Below are 17,002 nucleotides of genomic sequence, written 5' to 3'. Positions count from 1 at the left end.
CCTCACACCGGAAACGTCAGCGACTTCGCGAGCCGGACCAAATCGACCTGACGGCGACAGCCTGTCTTCTCGAACACATGCAGCAAATGGCTCTTCACGGTGGCGACGGACACGCCGAGCAGTCCCGAGATCGCGTCGCGTGTATGGCCCTCGCAGATGAGTTCGAAGATTCGAATCTCGGCCGGCGTCAAATCGTAGAGCTGGTTGAGGGCAACGTGAGACATCTGCGCAGGCCCGGAGGCTGACGCCACGAACAGGGCGGCCGTTGCGCGTTGGATCAGGCCGGCGCGCATGTGGCCGCGTCGCAGCGGCAGAACATGGATGACGAGCGGGCCGCCGCTCGGGCGAAGGATCGGGATGCCGATGCCTTTCTGGCCGAGTGCCGCCTCGTTCTTCGCGGCCTGTGCGATGGCCGATTGCAATGAGGTGGTCGTCGCCGCCGACTGAACCGCGATGCGGCCATGTCGCGTCAAAATCGGATCGCCGGCTTCGAGCATCGCGGTGGCGGCTGCGTTGGTGTGAACGATCTTCGACTCCTCGTCGACCAGGACGACACCGACCGTCAGGGTCTCCACGGTCGCGGAGAATGTCGCGGCTTCGACGGTCTTCATGTCGAACAGGTTGCTGATGGTCACGGCGCGGCGGATGTGCGGCGCCAGCAAGCGCAATCCATGGAGCTGCGTATCGCCGATGGGTCCGGCGGACTCGTGCTGGCTGAAGATCGCGTTGCCGACCATCGTCCGGTCGCGCACGAGGCCGACGGCGACGGCGTCGAACAGGCCCTTGGGCATGGCCCATTCACGATAATAGCGATTGCCGGAAATGATCTCCTGCCGGACGGCCAGGGATTGAACGATGGGTTCGCCGAGCGGGTATTGCTGAATGCGCTCGGCGCCGCCCCAGAGCTCGATGATGTCGGGCCCGTAGCCGATCGCGTTCTGAGACATCTGGGCCAGGTCAGATCCGGAGACCGCATTGACCGCGGCCTTCATGTTGGTGAGGCTGGCCACCGAAAGCGCGCCGGTGGCAAAGCCGAACTCGGTGCATATCGCGTCCAGAATTCCGGCCCAGCGTTCAGGTGCGATCACACAATCATAGATTCCGCCGACGAGATCCGAGAACTTCTCGACCGAAGCCTGCTGCATTCCAACCACTCACTGAAAATCGTCGCTTGAAAGTCACTTTGGGAACCGCGTCACCCGCCGCCGGCGGACGTCACAGCCCATGAGGCAAATCTCATTCCTCAAGGTCTTAGCACCGTGAGGCCGCGACGCAATGGGAGCGGCCGAACACAGACATTTTGGTGGCCGCGATAATTTTACAGGAATGGCGGGGCGCGCCTGTGCGACCGCGAGTCCGGCGCGCGACCCGTGCTCTGGCTGACTAAAACTGCGGCAGACGCTATGCGGTGCATGCAGGCGGCATCGAGTTGTAAATTGCGGTGCGAGCCAGGGCCTGCGACCATTGGCGGGGAGGGCCGAGCGGCGAGTCCGACCCGTCGAGCGCGCGCATCGTGGCACCCAACTCGCCGCCATCGGCCCATACCGCGTGGGCAGACTTTCGGTTCCATTCCGCTCGATTCGTGCCGCCCTTGTGCTTATGCTGCCCCGCGCAACGATGCGAGGTCTCCATGCTCCCCATTCCCGCCGACATCTTCACCGAGCCCGAGGACGTCTCGCCCGACAGTCTTGCCAATCTCGGGCCGCTCCGCCGGCTCGCCGGCACCTGGCAGGCGAACAAGGGCATCGATATCAATCCGAAGGCGGAGGGGCCGGAACGGCGGACCTTCATCGAGCACATCCGGATGGACCCGATCGATCCGCAAGCCAACGGGCCGCAGCTGTTCTACGGACTGCGCTATCACATCCACATCAACACGCCCGAGGAAGACATCACCTTTCACGATCAGGTCGGCTACTGGCTGTGGGAGGCCGCGACCGGGCTGATCATGCAGACGCTGGCCATTCCGCGCGGGCAGGTGCTGCTGGCCTCCGGGAAGGCCAAGCCGGATGACAAAAAGATCTCCGTCACGGCGAAGCGCGGCGACACCGCGTACGGGATCTGCTCGACCGACTTCCTGGAACAAGCCTTCCGAACCGACAGTTACCGTTGCGACATCACCTTCAATGACGATGGCAGCTGGAGCTATGAGATCCAGACCGAGTTGTTCGTCCGCGGGGCTCCGTTCAATCATCATGATAGCAATACGCTCCGGCTGGTCGCGCCGCCGAAACTCAATCCGCTCGCGGTGATCGTGAACGATCGCGCCAAGAACGATCGCGCCGAGAACGATAAGCCGGCCTGAGAAGCCGGTTCGGAGAATTTGCATGAAACCTTATGTCATCTGCCTGATGCATTCGAGCCTCGACGGCCGCACCCATCCCAGCCGCTGGCGTCCGAAGGGCGCCGGCACCGACTGGTTCGAGAAGATCCATGACGAGCTGGGCGGCGATGCCTGGGTGATCGGCCGCGTCACCGGCTTGGAGTTCGCCAAGGGCAAGCCCTATCCCGAGACGCCGAGCGAAAAATTTCCACGCGAAAACTGGTTCGCACGGCGCGATGCGAAAACCTATGGCGTGGTGCTCGACGCACACGGCAAGATCGGCTGGGGCCGCTCGGACATCGGCGGCGATCCGATCGTCGTGGTGCTTACCGAGAGCGTGCCGGATTCGCATCTCGCCGGCCTGCGCGGCGAGGGCGTGTCCTATATCTTCGCCGGCAAGTCCGAGATCGATCTCGCATTGGCGGTCGAGATCCTCAATCGCGAGCTTGGCGTCAAGCGCCTGCTGGTGGAGGGCGGCGGCGTCGCCAATGGCGCGTTCCTGCGTGCCGGCCTGATCGACGAATTCAACCTGATCCTCAGCCCCGCCATCGACGGCGCCAAGGGTGCACCTTTCGTATTCGATTCGACGGACGCCGACAGCGACAAACGCGCGCCGCTCACCGCGATGACGCTGGAGAGCACGCGGCAGCTCGGCGGCGGCGTGCTGTTGCTGCGCTACCTGATCCAGAACGACGCCGCGGGCCAATAAGCAACGGCGATGTCTGATACGTCAGAGCATATCGTCATCGTCGGCGCGGGCGCAGCCGGCTTGATGGCGGCCCGCGAGCTCGCGCGCGCCGGCAAGCGGGTCACGATCCTGGAGGCACGCAACCGCTGCGGCGGACGCATCCATCCGCTGCCCGCATCGGCATTCGGCTATGCCGCCGATGGTGGTGCCGAGTTCGTCCATGGCGAAGCGCCGCTCACGCGCGCTCTCGCGCGCGAGGCGGGGCTGTCGTTGCGGGCGATCGGCGGCGCGCAATGGAGCTTTGACGGCACCGAATTTACGCGGGCGAGCCCGCGCGATCCCTATGACGAAAGGCTTCATGCCGCGCTGAGAGATCTGACTGAGGATCTCACCGTCGCCGATTTCTTGCGCCGTCATTTTGCCGGGCCGGACTACGCGCGCCTGCGGCATAGCGTCGAACGTATGGTCGAGGGCTATGATGCGGCCGACCCCAAGCGCGCCTCGACGCTGGCACTGCGCGACGAATGGATGAATGACGGACATTCCACACAGGCTCGCATCGACGGCGGCTATGGCGGCCTGATCGATTATCTCGCGGTCGAATGCCGCAAGTCCGGCGCTGCAATTCATCTCAGCGCCGTGGTCTCGGCGATCGAGGAGAGCGATGGTAAGGTCATCGTCCGCTGTGCCGGTGGCTCGGTGCAGATTTGCGATCTCGTGATCCTCACAGTGCCGCTACCGTTGCTGCGCGAGATCGCGCTGCCTGCGGCCGCGCGCACGAAGACGGCCGCCGCCGCCGATATCGGCTTCGGCAGTGTCATCAAAATCCTGCTTCGGTTCACGCGGCCTTGGTGGCGCGAGCGGCGGGAAGAGCTCGCGGACATGATCTTCCTGCTGTCGGATCAGACGATTCCGGTGTGGTGGACGCGATATCCGGATCAGCATCCCGTGCTCACGGGGTGGTTCGGCGGTCCGCGAACGGCAGAGTTGTCGCAACTCGATCCGTAGGGCCTGATCGACGCCGGCATCAATTCGCTCGCCACCATCTTCGGCCTGACACGCGATGATCTCGTACGCGACCTCGTGGCGTCAGAAGCGGCCAACTGGGCGCACGATCTTTTTGCCCGCGGCGCCTATTCCTGGGCAACGCCGCGGACGCGTGCGGCGCAGGAAATTCTCGCGCGCGCCGATGGCCCCGTGCTGTTCTCCGGCGAGGCGCTCTATCGCGGCCGCGACATGGGCACGGTCGAGGCGGCGCTCGCGAGCGGGCTGGAGACGGCTGGCCTCATCTTGCAGCGTTGAGAAAGTAGGCCCGCATCTCAGCGGGCCTTTGGTCTTACCAGCGATTTCCGCCGCCATAATAGCCATAGGGTCCGCCGCCGTAATAGCCCTGGTGCCTCGGATAATAGCCGTAGCTGCGATAGTGCGGCCGATAGTAGCCGCGATGATGAGGCCGCCAGTGGTGGTGGCGATGGCCATGATGATGCTGCCTGTGCTGCGCGCTGATGTCGGTTGATTGGCGCGTCTGCGCGTTCGGCCTGGTCTTGCCGCCACCGGCCGCGTTGGCCGTGGACGCGGTGAGCGCAGCCGCACCGATGGCCATCGCGACAAAGAGATATTTCATGTCATCACTCCAGTTGAGATGTCGAGTGACAACAGATGGGCGTTGGCTGCGTTCCGGCGAGAGTGGGCGTCGAAACGCCGCAGACGATCAACGCGGAAAGCGCGCTGAGATTTATTGTCGCATTTCTGCGAGCAAGGTGACGACGTCGTTCGTGGTCACGATGCGGGCAAATTCACCATTTAGATTCGACAGCGTCATCGCGTGAATTGATTCGGCGGAATGCGTTTCGCCGTCGGGGCCGACGCGATCGAACGTCCAGGTCGCGTCACGTACGAGGGCCGCGTCGAAGCCGAGATTGCCGGCCATTCGCGTCGTCGTCTCCACGCAATGATTGGTGGTGGCGCCGCAGATCACAAGCGTCGCGATGTTACTTGCGCGCAGGCGTGTCTCAAGATCGGTGCCGATGAAGGCGCTGTTGACGCGCTTGACGATCATGACCTCGCCAGCCAGTTCGCGCGCCTCGTCCTTGACGGCATAGCCGGTGCGCGAGGGCAAAAACGTCGAGTTCGGCTTGGTGCCTTCGTGGCGGATGTGGAAGATCGGCGCGCTGCTCGCCCTGAACGCCGCGAGCAGGTCAACGATGCGCGCCACCGCATCCGGATTGTTGCGCCGCTTGCCCGCCGCCTCCCATTCGTCGAATGCGCGCTGGACGTCGACGACGATGAGGGCGGGGAGGGAATGGGGCATGGCGTCGGCTTTCGAGCTTGCTTGCTGCGTCAATATGCGGACTGATGAGGAGAGCGCGCAATGCCGATCTTCCCTCCTTTCGGGACGCTTCTCGTGCCCCGGACGCAGCGCAGCGTCTCTTCGACGGTGCGCTGCAGAGCCGGGGCCCATGTTTCCACGAGTGCTCTTTGCAGCTTGGGTCCCGGCTCTGCGGAGCAGCGCTGCGCGCTGCACCGCGTCCGGGACACGAGAGTGGATTGCGCGGGCAGCGCCCCCTTACGGATGCGGAGCGGGGAATCCATGCCGCTCGGACAGCGCGGCGAGGATGGCGTCCTTGTCATCGATGAAGGCGCGCCCGTGATGGCTGCCTGTCTGGTGCGGCGAGGTGGCCCCGTCCGCGAGCACGAGCAGCGGCAGCGACTGGTTCTCCTCGCCGACCAGCGCGATCACCTCCTGCCGCGGCTTCGGCCAGGCGATGCGTTCGACGTCGAGCTTTGCGGCCAGCGCCGGAAACGAGGCGATCACGCCCTCGATCAGCGCGCAATGCCAGCAATAGAAGCGTTGGCCCGGATAGGCCGGATCCTCGAAACCGGGACGCAGCAGAAACAGGCGGTCGCGCGTCATGGGATCCTCAGGGCTGCCATTTCTCACCTCAACAATGAGACAAAATGCTGGCGCACCATGTGCAGCAGCGCCTGGGCGGTGCGCGACAGCGGCCGGTCGCGCCGGGTGATGACGCCGAGGCTGCGGTGAATGCTGGGGTTGCGCAGCGGCACGGCGGCAAGGCCCGTCACGCCGGGCATGCTGCCGGCGATCTTGGGCACGATGGCGATGCCGACATGCGACAGCACCATCCCGACTGCGGTCTGGAGATGCTGGACCTCGTAGCGCCAGTTCAGCTTTTCGCGGCGGTGCCCAAGCGCATCGTCGATCAGCACGCGATTGCCCGCCTGCGGACTGATCCGGATCAGCGGCGCGTTGCCGAGCTGCGACCAGTTGATGAAGCGGCGCTTGGCCAGCGGGTCATCCTTGGCGCACAGCAGCACGAAGGGCTCCTTGGCCAAAACCTTGACCTCGACGTCGGCGACGTTCGGCGACACGATGGTCAGGCCGAACTCGGCGGTGCCGGATTGCACGAGTTGCGCGATCTCGCGCGCCGAATTGTCGTGGATCTTCACCGATACGTTCGGGTAGGCCGCGCTGAAGTCGCGCAGCACCCGCGGCAGCTGATAGGCCGCGATCGTCGGCAGGCATCCGATGGTGACGCGCTCGACCTTCTTGGCGCCTTGCCCGCGCACGCCTTCGAGCGTGTCGGACAATTCGTCGAGCAAAGCGCAGGCTTTCGGCAGCAATTCGAGGCCGGCCGGCGTGAGCGAGACCTGCCGCGTCGTGCGCACGAACAGCGCAACGCCGAGATCCTCCTCGAACTTCTTCATCCGGTGGCTCAGCGCCGTCTGCGACAGATTGAGATGAGCCGCGGCGCGCAGAAAGCTGCCGCGCTCGGCCACGCTGACGAAGGCCTGCAGGCCCAGAAAATCAATCCGCATTCCCGTCCCCGGCACGTCGGTCGCCGGACTTTACTGGGCCGGCGTTTGCGTTGGCCACACTGCACGGGGCGGGCCGAACATTCAACTCGTGCGGGAGGACGGCGCGAAGGCCGGGCGCGCGCTGCAACTAATGCGGTCCGGCTTCGCCTTGCCGCAGGATCGAGGTCCAGTCGAAGGCGGCGACGGGTGTGGGTGCGGGCGTCCTCGGCCGCCCCGCTGCCGGCTCCACGGCGGGTTCAGGGACGGACGCGGGGAGAGCGGGGGCCGCGGGCGGCGCGCTGTCCCGTGGCGCCAGCACCAACGTCACGCGCGTGCCGTTCTTTTCCAGCACGACGCGGCCGCGCTGCACCCGCCGGACCACCCAGCCATCATGCTGCTCGCCGGTCTTGAGACGCATCGCGCGTTTGGCGATATCGTCGATGAAGATGCCGATCCCGCCCGCTCCATCGGCGTTCGTCACCGTTCCGAGCAGCGAGAGAGCCGGCCTGTCCGGCGTCGCCTGCGCCTGCTGCGGCGTTGACGTTGCCGGCGCTTCGGCCGCCACCGGCCGGGAAGGGCGGCGCGCGGGCGTGAAGATCGGGCGTTCGCCGGTTGCGCTGAGTTCAGTGAGCGGCACCGCCCACAGAGGATTGCCGTCGTGTCGTGCCCGCACTGGCGCCTGGTCCTGACCGGTCTCGCTGCCAGGCGATGCGTACACCAGATTTGCCTGGCCAATCACGAGCAGGGCGGTCAGCACGAGCACCGGGAAACGCATCGTCACTTTCCGTGCCATACGAGAGTGCGAAAAGACGCCGCGCGCCAGCCCGCCCGGGCATGGCGCGCAGCGCTATCGCGTCACCGCTGGGCCTCGTCGCGGCGCCCATCGTCGCCATGCCCGTCATCGTGACGCTTGTCGTTGGTGCAGACGAGCGTGGTCCCCTCGGCATGACACTTCGCCTGCGGGTAGTCGGGCGAGAACAGATAATTCCCGACGAACTCGCCGACCGGCGGCTCCTTCTTCGGCGTGTAGGCGACGAAGTTGGCGGCCACTTTCGGGTCCAACCCGGGTGCCTTCAGCCGCGCCACCGCCGGATAGGGATAGACCGGGCGCGAGGTCGCGGTCGACGCGTTGGCGGCGACGATCGCGTTCGGCGCGGAGTTGGTCTCGACCCAGGACATCAAGGGCGTGACGATGTCGAAGGTGTTCGGCCCGAGCCCGCTGCCGCAATGTGCCATGCCGGGGAACAGATAGAACCTGGCGAACCGGTTGACCTGATCGTCGCCTAGCAAATCGTTCACCGCATGCCAGTACTTGATGGTGCCGCGCGGCGGGATGTGCTGATCCGCCCAGCCGTGCCACAGCAGCAGCTTGCCGCCGTGACGCGCGAACCGCCCGAGGTCCGGATTGTTCGCGGCATAGACGGTCGAGGTCGCCACCGTGTTGTTGAAGCCTGATACGGTGAGCTGGAGATCGTTCAGCGTCCAGCTCGCATTGTAGGTGTTGAAGAAGGTCTTGTAGGCGGCCCACGAGTTCACGAAATTCTCGCTGCCGACGGAGGCCCCTTGCGCGGCCGGCACGAACAGGCTCCAGTCGAGCTCGCCGCCCCATTCGGAATTGGCGGTGGGCTCGAGCCGCTGGCCGTCGGCAGTCACCGCGCCATCGTGGATGCGGCGGACGACGTCGGCTTCCGCCTGCGTCAGGCAGCCGGTCTCGTTGCCATTGTTGCTGCATACCAGTGTTTTGGTGTCGAAGTTGCAGGCCCTGGGATCATCGATCACGCCGTCGACGACGCCGTCGATCGCATCACAGGCGGCCACCGTCTTGGCGTGGACATAGGCGAGCTTGGCGGCCAGCAGGACATAGGTGTTCCTGGCCGGAATCGGAATCGTGCCGGGCGTGGTCTGGTTGGTGAGGACGCGCCAGCCGTGGTGATAGGTGTTTTGCACGTCCATGTCGCTTGCCGGCGCGCCGGCTGCAATGCCGTCGAAATCGTGCGGATAGCGCTGCGCCGCCATCAGTGCTTCTCGGCCGCCGTCCGAACAGCCGCTGAAATAGGAGTAGGCCGGCCTCTTGCCGTAGAATTTCGCGATGACGGCCTTGGCGACCTCGGAGGCGACGTGAACGCCGCGATAGGCGAAGTCGATCTGCGCCTGCGGATTGTTGACCGCCCAAGTGGGCCCTTGCGAACCGGTGTGGCCCATATTGGTCGTCGCGCTCGCGATCGTGCCGTTGGTGATCGGCACACAGCCGGTCGATTGCGTGTAGCCGATGTTGTCGTTGCCGCACTCGCCGCCGCAGCCGGTCTGGAGATAGCGCTGCGTCCAGGCGTTGGTCGGCAGGCGCATCACGATGGAGTTGGTCCCGGGCCCGATGTTGCCGCGCACGCCGCAATAGTCGGCCGGATTCGTCGCCGACGCCGGCACGATGGCGGCCGAGGTGATGGTGACGGTGCCGCCAACCTTCTTGCTGACGTCGCTCAGATCGACGCCGACCAGCGAGCTGCACGTCATCACCGGGGCGATCGACGGCAAATCCTTCAGGCCCGCGGCGCTGACGCGCGTCTCGGGCGCAAGCAGCATCGCGGCCGCTGCAAGAGCGAGCGCGATACGTCTGGTGGATGTCGATTGAATACTGGCACGCTTGACTGGCATGAACGGTCCCCTCTCTTGGTTCAATACTTCGGACGACAGATGGCGCACTCGCACTCCGCCATGACGCATCGATCCGGCAATCGCATTGCCGGACTGTCAGCGTCGGACGTCTGATCGGAGAGCGAGATCGATGAAATGTTGCGCGGAAGAGTCGGGCGCAGCATCCCCCCGGATTGTGTCGTGTTATTTCATACGAAAGTCGGGTTTGGCGGCCGACAAAGCAAATGAATTGTTTGGCGGGATTTATGAGCGCCGTGCATCTTTCGCGGCGATGCGATCATGTCATCAAGTCTCACGGTCGCCATGGCGAAGGCCAGGACGACGCCAAGCGTGCGTGAAGCGCTACGCCGCGATCAATCGCCTACTTGAACGGATCCTGGATCGACGGCGATGACTGCCGGATACGGCGCACGCTCACCGGCGTGCCGTCGGAGACGAACAGCAGTTCATACTTCCGGCCTTCATTGTCGGTCGCGGAGCAGGTGACGTCGTTCACCTTCTTGGCGGCGAAATTGCCGGTCTGGCGGCAGACGCCTGTGGAGGTCTGCTCCGCCGGCACCGGCAGGCCGTCGACCTTGGGCCGGTGCTTGGAATTGAGCAGCATGCGGTCGATCGGCAGCTCGTAGGAATTGTCGTCGGCCCGCTTGCCGTTCTCGCCGGAGAACGACACGACATGGTTCTCGTCACCGGGGTCGTCGATGGCAACTGCGAAATTGACCCGGCCCTTGTCGGCATGGGCGTAGGCCACCGTCTTGCAGGCGAAGGTACGCCCGGCAACTTTCAGCGTCTTGCAATGGCCCGACATCATCGCCAGCAAGTCGATGAAGGAATGCTGCCCGGCCGGCGGATTGTTCACCGGGATCGGGCTGGAAGACTCGGCAAAACAAGGGCTTGCGAGAGAGACGAGGATTGCAGCCAGGACCGGTCGGCGGAGGCGCATCGTCAGGCTCATATGCCAGGGGGCCATGGAATCAGTCATGGACAAGTTCCGTCCGACAACCATCGAACCACGAATTGGTTGCGATCTCGTTTGTTCGGTCAAGTCAGTCTGGAATACCACCGCACCACCCATCGGCGATTCGTCACGATCGCCTCGACCCGTCCCGGCACGCACTTGCCGCCAGACCGGTGTTTTTTTCGTGGCAAAGGCTGCCAAGAGGACTAACCCGTTACCGCCTGCCAGCGCGTATCGCGCAAGGACGGGCGGCGGTGCAGGCGGGCGTCGAGCAGGCTGCGGGCGCGCGGCAGCTCGCCGCTGCGCATTAGGGCCACGAGGAAAGTGTCCTCGATCAGCTCGCGCTGGGCATGGCTGCCGCCGATGCGCACGACCTCAGTGAGGACAGGCGCGAGCTCGCGCACGCAAGTGGCGTGATCCTCGTCCGCGAAGGCGACAAGCGCGCGGCAGATCGCCGGCACCACGGGGCCGGCCGGTAGTTTGCCGTCCGCGAGGCGCTGCTCGATCACGGCAAGCCGCGCGGCCAGCGCCTCGCGATTTTGCGTCGCGGCCGCGAACAGCGCCATGTGGACGTCAGCGAAGGGCAGGCTTGATTTCGGGAACAGCTTTTGCGCGGCGGCGTCGGCCTCGATCCAGAGCGCTTTCGGCACGGCATGGCCATAAGCCGACAGGCGCCAGAGCAGCGAGGCGCTGTCGGTGATGACGTTGAGCGGCGGCGCCTGCGTGGCGGAGGGCTGCAGCACATCGTCATAGATCTTGAGCGCGCGGGCCGCATCGCCATGCTCCAGCGCGCCGAGCGCCTGGTGCCAGAGGATATGGCCGTGCAGGATGCCGGCGCGGTCATAAGTCGGAATCCACTCGTCGACGAGACGGTCGGCCGCCTCGATCGAGCCATCCTCGAACATCGCATGCAGCACGGCGTGTGCGGCGTGCGCATTGGCCCGGCGCAGATTGAAGCCGCGCTCGGTAACGGCGCGGCCGCGGGCAACGTCGCCATTCTCCGTCATCGCCCAGCCGGACATGGTGAGAAACCACCAGTCCTCGCCATAGTGATGCGCGACGCGCTCGCAGAGCTCATGCCGCGCGCGGTCGTGATCGGCCATGCCGGAGAAGGCGAACAGGCCGAACGCGCCGAGCGGCAGCGACAGCACGACGGCATCGCGCGGCCACGCGTCGACATGCCCCGACATCGCCGCGATCGCGTCAGGCCCACGTCCCTCGATCGCCAGCGCCAGCGTCTCGACATGCGAGCGCTCGCGCTCCGTGCCGCGCTTCGCGACGAGCTCGCGCGCCAAGGTGGCCTTGCTCCGCGCGAGGTCGCCCTGCTGGTAGAACGCATGCACGCGGGCGCGGGCGATGTGGGCCAGCGCGAAATCCGGATCGGCCGCGATCGCGCGTTCCAGCGTCTCCGCCGTGCCGGTCCAGCCGGCCAGCATGAGATCAACGCCTTCGCGATAGGCTGACGCCGCCTGATCGGAGTTGGTGGAGAGCGGCAGTCCGTAGCGATCTTCAAGCGCCATAAGTTGTCTCCGAAAGTTCACGCCGTCCGCGCGCGGCGTCCTTCGATCGGATAGGCCGGGTCATTGTAGCCCGGCGTCGACGGATGGCCCGGCACGACCAGCCGGTCGATCAGCGCCTCGTCATCCGCGGTGAAGCGGTAGTCGAGCGCGCTTACATAGCCGTCCCACTGCTCCTCGGTGCGCGGGCCTGCGACGATCGACGAGACGAAGGCCGAGTTGAGCACCCAGGCGACCGCGAATTGGCCGGCGGTGATGCCGTTCTTCTCGGCGTGGCTCTTGATCTCCTGCGCGAGCTGGAGCGATTCCGGCCGCCATTCCGTCTGCATCATGCGGGTGTCGTTGCGGCCAGCGCGCGTATCCTTGTCGGGGGCTGCGTCCGGCTTGTACTTGCCGGTGAGCACGCCGCGCGCCAGCGGGCTATAGGGCACGATGCCGAGGCCGTAATAGGCGCAGGCCGGAAAGTGCTCGACCTCGGGCATGCGGTTCATTGCGTTGTAATAGGGCTGGCTCGCCACGGGACGGTCGATGCCGAGCCGGTCGCAGATGTTGCAGATCTCGGCGACGCGCCAGGCGCGGTAGTTGGAGACGCCGAAATAGCGGATCTTGCCGGCGCGGATCAGATCGCCCATCGCGCGCACCGTCTCCTCCAGCGGCGTCGCGTGGTCTTCCTTGTGCAGATAGTAGATGTCGATGTGGTCGGTGCCGAGCCGCTTCAGGCTTTCGTCCGCCGCCTGCAACACCCAGCGCCGCGACAGCCCGACGCGATTGGGATCGTTGCGCGTATCGCTGTTCATGGGATTCGCGAGTTTTGTCGCGAGCACCCAGGCATGACGGTTGTTGCCGATCGCGCGGCCCACGACATCCTCGGAGCCGCCCTTCGAATAGGCGTCCGCGGTGTCGATGAAGTTGATGCCGACGTCATGCGCCTTGGCGATGATCCGCGTTGATGCGGCTTCATCCGTCGGCCCGCCGAACATCATGGTGCCGAGACAAATCGGCGAGACTTTCAGGCCGGAGCGGCCGAGTTGGCGGTATTGCATGGGCTGTCCTCGATGCTTTTGTTGGCGCCAGCATATCCGCCTCATGCCGTCATGGCGAGCGCAGCGAAGCAATCCAGAGATGCGTCCGCCTCTCGTCGTCCCGGCGAAGGCCGGGACCCATACTCCGCAGCAGAATTTGTTGCGCGAGATCGGAGTTGGCAGTCTTCGCCACATTACTCCCTGTGGTTATGGGTCCCGGCCCCCCGCGCGCAATTGCGCGCTAGGCCGGGACGACTACGGAGTGTGTGGTCGGTAGCGGCAGCAATCTGACCGAGTTTACGCCGGCCCCTTCAAAATCTTGAACACACCGTTCGCCATCACGACGCAGCGGTCGTCGACCGTCACTTCGGTGCTCATGAAGATCAGGTTGCGGGTCGCGCGCACCACGCGGGGGCGGGAGATCAGGATGTCGCCGATCTTGCCCGCTTCCACGAAATGCGTGTCGAGCTGCACCGTCGCCATATACTCCTTGCCGGAGGCGTAGCGGGCGGTCATGCCGCAGGTGCGGTCCGCGAACGTCATCATCACGCCGCCCTGGACCATGCCGCGGCGGTTGTGGTGCTTGTCTTCGGTGGCGAGTGCGAATTCATAGCGGCCGTCGACCTTGCGCTCCCACAACGGGCCGACGAGGTGCATGAAGCCCGTGGTCTCCAGGATGGTCCAGCCGTCTGATTTGAGCTTTGCGGCGGTCTTGCTGGTCATCGCTCCGTCCATCCTTGCAACGCTTGATCTCTCCTCGTTTCATCGAGCGCGGTCCTGGTGTAGTCAAGCATCATGAGAGCTTTCGGCGATGCCACCAGACGGAATATCGCAGAGGCCTGCGCTTCATTCGCGCGGCTGCCTGATGCGGTCGAGACCTCGACGCTGAAGCGCGCCGCGGTGGTGCTGGCGCTGACCGCATCCAATGACGGTGGCGACACGGCCTTCCTGCTCACCAGGCGCGCGTCGAGCTTGCGTTCGCATCGTGGCCAGTGGGCATTACCGGGTGGACGCTGCGACGCCGGCGAGACGCCTGTCGAGGCCGCGCTGCGCGAGCTCGAGGAAGAACTTGCGCTCAAGCTTCCAGCCGACGCCGTGCTCGGTCTGCTCGACGACTATCCGACGCGCTCCGGCTATCTGATCACGCCGGTCGTGGTGTGGGCTGCGGAGAGCGCCGCGATCACGCCGAACCCGGACGAGGTTGCCTCCGTCCATCGTATCGCGCTCGACACGATCGAGCGCGATGACGCCTTCGATTTCACTGCGATTCCCGAAAGCAGCCGTCGCGTGATCCGCTTTCATCACCAGATGAGCCTGATCCACGCGCCGACGGCGGCGCTGATCTACCAGTTCCGCGAGGTGCTGGCGGGGCGGCAGACCCGCGTCACCGACCTGGAACAGCCGGTGTTCGCCTGGAAGTGACTTGGTAAACGGCGCGTTAACGTGACGGTTACCGGATGCTTGCTAAGAGGGCACCATGCATCATTCGATTCGAACACATCTGGCGCTGGTTCCACTCGCGCTCGTCCTGCTCGTCCCCGCCGCGCGTGGCGGCGAGTCCGACGCGCTGCCATCAGCCGTCCGCAATGCCAACGCCCAGCTGTTGTCGCAGTTTTTTGCGCAAGGCGGCGGCGCATCGCCGGCCGTGCTCGAATATCGCCGCAAGCTGGCCGAGTATCAGCAGATTCGCGGCGCCTTCGATGCCGAGGCCGGCGCCTATTGGAGCCAGGTCTCGGAGAAGCGCAAAGGCCGCAACGCCAAGCGGCGCAGCGGGCAACAGATCACGCTCGACGATTACGTGCTCGACCAGCCGCCGGTCTATACCGGGCCGAAGCGGCCGGTGAACCCCGAGCCCGAGGAAACGCCGGAGCGCCCCACGCGCAAGCCGCTTCCGGTGGCCTCCGATCTGCTGCGCGCCGCACAGGATCTCTATCAGTTCACGCCGCAGCGTCCGGCCAACGAGGTCGAGTTCAAGCGCGCCTATGCGCGCTACGCGCTCGCCTCCGGGCTCACGCGCGAGCAGGCGGTGCGGGTCTATTCGTTCGAGACCGGCGGCACTGGCAATTATGATGTGCAGGCCGGCATCGAGCATGGCGGCAAGCGCGCGATCTCGACCGCAATGGGCTACAACCAGCTGCTCACCACCAACAGCGTCGAGCTGCTGGCCGAGCAGGGGCATGAGTTCATTCGTGCGCTCTCCGACAAGGTGGCGCGCACCTCAGGGCCGGCGCGTCAGTCGCTCGAGCGCAAGCTCAGCGTTCTGAAGAAAATGGTGGCGCATGCGAAGTCGGTGCCGGACACCTGGTCGGAGCACGAGAAGATCGGCGACACCGCGCAGGGCTGGGCCATGCATGCGATGGTGCTCGACATCGACATCGGGCCGATGCTGCAGACCCACAAGCTCTTGACCTCGGTGCTGTTCGCCCGCGCCAAGGGTTACAGCCGTCCGCTCACCGCCGCCGAGCTCGAGATGATGAACCTCACCGGCGACGGCACCGGCCTCGACATGGTGACGATGCCGCAGGCAATGCGCGAGCAGGTGCCGACCTCGAACTTCTTCCAGCGCGGCGGCTACGAGCGCAACCCGGTCGCAATCCGCCACAACACGGTGGCGAAGCTGCTCGCGGTGACGGATGCGCGGATGGACAGTAACAGCAACAATGCCGGCGCGAGGGAGCTGGCTGCGGCGTTTTAATATGTGTCGTCCCGGCGAAGGCCGGGACCCATAACCACAGGGAGAGGTTTGGCGGAGGATCGTCGTTCGGTACTCCTACCTTTCGCGACCCGATGGATCACGCGGTATGGGTCCCGGCCTTCGCCGGGACGACGCCGAATATTTAGTCCCCTCCGTTCCTACTGATCCGACCCAAATTTGAACCTGCCGTCGCCTTCCAGATACTGCCCGCTGCGCATGTAGAGCTGGCCGTTCTGGCCAATGAAGAACAGCGTGCCTTTGGGCACCTTCTTGGCGCCCTTCAGCAGGTCGCCGGCATTGTTGGTGCCCATCTTGTAGGAAAACGTCTTGCCTTCCTTGTCATAGGCATAGCCGGTGTCCGGCTTGAGCTCCCACGGCGTCGCCGCGTTTTGTGCGCATGCGGGAGCGGCGAGCGCGCCCAGCACGGCTGCAATTGCAAATGTCTTGATTGAAAATGCCATCATCCATCCTCCCCGTCGTTGGGGCACCCTGCTTGAACAAATCACGAACGGCGTTTCCGGGTCAATCCGCGATGGCGCCGCAGCGCATCACGTCTTGCCCAGCAGTTTGTGATTTTCCCTTCGTCCCCTCGCGACTATGTTCCGCTTTCAGTCTAGAACGCAACACGACAAAGATATTGGTGGGGATGATTCGAATGCGCCACGTCATGAAATTTTGCTGGATTGCCTTGATGTCGCTGACGGCGCTCGCGCCGGCCGCCCGGGCCGATGACTTCCAGCTTAGCCACAACCAGCGGATTTCGTGCAGCCGCGGCCTTGCCCCGGGCAAGCTCAACACCGCGACCTGCAAGTCCTACACCTATCTCTTCAATACCAAGACCTCGGAATATTTCCGCTGCCAGGTCTCGCTGGCGCTGACCCGCGACAACAAGGAAGTCATCAACGTCCAGACCGACGGCGGCTGCACCAAGAAGCCGCGCATCTTCGAGACCGACGGCAAATATGATTTCGACGTGACCGAGACCGAGCCGCCGAACACCAACTCGTTCTTCGGCCCCGGCGGTTACTCGATCTGGGCCGCCGACATGGCCGCGCAGAAGGTGCGCGGCTGCATCACCATCTCCTCCGGTCTCGGCTCCGACATCTCCAAGTGCCTGGATATGACCTTCCAGTGACGGTGCGCCGCGGCTGACACGCTGTCGCTGCGATGACGGTGCGCTCCCTCCCTCGCTTGCGGGGGAGGGTTGGGGAGAGGGTGTCACCGCAATGCGGCACTCTCCTGCATGACCTCGCTCATATCTGCCTGCGCCACGTCGCCGCACCCGCCGGATCCCCTCAAAACCCAGCTAAATCAGGCGCTTCGACAGCCCTGTT

General features: G+C 64.9%; 17 protein-coding genes and 1 pseudogene. 6 read left to right on the top strand and 12 right to left on the bottom strand.

Translation table 11 applies throughout. The features are described from left to right. Nucleotides 1-2 precede the first annotated feature (2 nt). Entirely contained in the window at nucleotides 3-1,145 is a 1,143-nt protein-coding gene (locus ACLFLU_RS38590) for a helix-turn-helix transcriptional regulator (protein ID WP_426409852.1), read from the bottom strand. A gap of 485 nt (nucleotides 1,146-1,630) precedes the next feature. On the opposite strand from ACLFLU_RS38590, the gene ACLFLU_RS38585 reads away from it, so the two are divergent. From ACLFLU_RS38585 to ACLFLU_RS38575, 3 genes and pseudogenes are all read left to right on the top strand, one after another. Then, a complete protein-coding gene (locus ACLFLU_RS38585; RefSeq protein WP_426409851.1) occupies nucleotides 1,631-2,305 on the top strand; it encodes an FABP family protein in 675 nt (224 codons plus the stop codon). Between the two features lie 22 nt (nucleotides 2,306-2,327). Continuing rightward, a complete protein-coding gene (locus ACLFLU_RS38580) occupies nucleotides 2,328-3,032 on the top strand; it encodes a RibD family protein (RefSeq protein ID WP_426409850.1) in 705 nt (234 codons plus the stop codon). A 9-nt stretch (nucleotides 3,033-3,041) separates the two neighbouring features. Then, nucleotides 3,042-4,313: pseudogene (locus ACLFLU_RS38575) on the top strand (flavin monoamine oxidase family protein). Between the two features lie 34 nt (nucleotides 4,314-4,347). On the opposite strand, the gene ACLFLU_RS38570 reads toward ACLFLU_RS38575, so the two are convergent. The 10 genes from ACLFLU_RS38570 to ACLFLU_RS38525 form a co-directional block, all read right to left on the bottom strand. After that, nucleotides 4,348-4,635, bottom strand: coding sequence for a hypothetical protein (locus tag ACLFLU_RS38570; RefSeq protein WP_426409849.1), 288 nt, complete (start codon nucleotides 4,633-4,635; stop codon nucleotides 4,348-4,350). 111 nt (nucleotides 4,636-4,746) lie between these two features. Then, nucleotides 4,747-5,322 carry a cysteine hydrolase family protein gene (locus ACLFLU_RS38565; RefSeq protein ID WP_426409848.1) on the bottom strand — a complete coding sequence of 192 codons (576 nt, stop codon included), beginning with the start codon at nucleotides 5,320-5,322 and terminating at the stop codon, nucleotides 4,747-4,749. Nucleotides 5,323-5,577: 255 nt separating this feature from the next. Then, nucleotides 5,578-5,925 carry a DUF3088 domain-containing protein gene (locus ACLFLU_RS38560; RefSeq protein ID WP_426409847.1) on the bottom strand — a complete coding sequence of 116 codons (348 nt, stop codon included), beginning with the start codon at nucleotides 5,923-5,925 and terminating at the stop codon, nucleotides 5,578-5,580. Nucleotides 5,926-5,948: 23 nt separating this feature from the next. Further along, on the bottom strand, nucleotides 5,949-6,848 hold the full coding sequence (locus ACLFLU_RS38555; RefSeq protein ID WP_426409846.1) for a LysR substrate-binding domain-containing protein: 900 nt from the start codon (nucleotides 6,846-6,848) through the stop codon (nucleotides 5,949-5,951). Between the two features lie 127 nt (nucleotides 6,849-6,975). Further along, nucleotides 6,976-7,602, bottom strand: coding sequence for a hypothetical protein (locus ACLFLU_RS38550; RefSeq protein ID WP_426409845.1), 627 nt, complete (start codon nucleotides 7,600-7,602; stop codon nucleotides 6,976-6,978). An 80-nt stretch (nucleotides 7,603-7,682) separates the two neighbouring features. Beyond that, nucleotides 7,683-9,479, bottom strand: a complete 1,797-nt coding sequence (locus ACLFLU_RS38545) for a tannase/feruloyl esterase family alpha/beta hydrolase (protein WP_426409844.1) — start codon at nucleotides 9,477-9,479, stop codon at nucleotides 7,683-7,685. Between the two features lie 361 nt (nucleotides 9,480-9,840). Continuing rightward, nucleotides 9,841-10,419, bottom strand: coding sequence for a hypothetical protein (locus tag ACLFLU_RS38540; protein ID WP_426414164.1), 579 nt, complete (start codon nucleotides 10,417-10,419; stop codon nucleotides 9,841-9,843). Nucleotides 10,420-10,640: 221 nt separating this feature from the next. Beyond that, entirely contained in the window at nucleotides 10,641-11,954 is a 1,314-nt protein-coding gene (locus ACLFLU_RS38535) for a tetratricopeptide repeat protein (protein WP_426409843.1), read from the bottom strand. A gap of 17 nt (nucleotides 11,955-11,971) precedes the next feature. Then, nucleotides 11,972-12,994: an aldo/keto reductase gene (locus ACLFLU_RS38530; protein WP_426409842.1), complete on the bottom strand. Its 1,023-nt coding sequence runs from the start codon at nucleotides 12,992-12,994 to the stop codon at nucleotides 11,972-11,974. A gap of 276 nt (nucleotides 12,995-13,270) precedes the next feature. Beyond that, the gene (locus ACLFLU_RS38525; RefSeq protein ID WP_426409841.1) at nucleotides 13,271-13,696 is read right to left on the bottom strand and encodes a PaaI family thioesterase; all 426 of its coding nucleotides are present in this window, start codon (nucleotides 13,694-13,696) and stop codon (nucleotides 13,271-13,273) included. A gap of 72 nt (nucleotides 13,697-13,768) precedes the next feature. Between ACLFLU_RS38525 and ACLFLU_RS38520 the strand changes: the two genes are divergently transcribed. Further along, nucleotides 13,769-14,395, top strand: coding sequence for an NUDIX hydrolase (locus ACLFLU_RS38520; protein ID WP_426409840.1), 627 nt, complete (start codon nucleotides 13,769-13,771; stop codon nucleotides 14,393-14,395). 55 nt (nucleotides 14,396-14,450) lie between these two features. Beyond that, on the top strand, nucleotides 14,451-15,668 hold the full coding sequence (locus tag ACLFLU_RS38515) for a hypothetical protein (protein ID WP_426409839.1): 1,218 nt from the start codon (nucleotides 14,451-14,453) through the stop codon (nucleotides 15,666-15,668). Nucleotides 15,669-15,826: 158 nt separating this feature from the next. Here the strand turns inward: ACLFLU_RS38515 and ACLFLU_RS38510 are convergent, their stop codons facing one another. Next, nucleotides 15,827-16,129 carry a hypothetical protein gene (locus tag ACLFLU_RS38510; protein ID WP_426414163.1) on the bottom strand — a complete coding sequence of 101 codons (303 nt, stop codon included), beginning with the start codon at nucleotides 16,127-16,129 and terminating at the stop codon, nucleotides 15,827-15,829. Between the two features lie 194 nt (nucleotides 16,130-16,323). Here ACLFLU_RS38510 and ACLFLU_RS38505 point away from each other — a divergent pair, with 194 nt between their 5' ends. Continuing rightward, nucleotides 16,324-16,803: a hypothetical protein gene (locus ACLFLU_RS38505; RefSeq protein ID WP_426409838.1), complete on the top strand. Its 480-nt coding sequence runs from the start codon at nucleotides 16,324-16,326 to the stop codon at nucleotides 16,801-16,803. Nucleotides 16,804-17,002: the final 199 nt, after the last annotated feature.

Origin of the sequence: Bradyrhizobium ganzhouense (assembly GCF_049949285.1) — a bacterium.
Classification (GTDB): Bacteria; Pseudomonadota; Alphaproteobacteria; order Rhizobiales; family Xanthobacteraceae; genus Bradyrhizobium; species Bradyrhizobium ganzhouense.
Note: the sequence above shows the minus strand (reverse complement) of the source record. Positions and strands in the feature narration are given on the sequence as shown.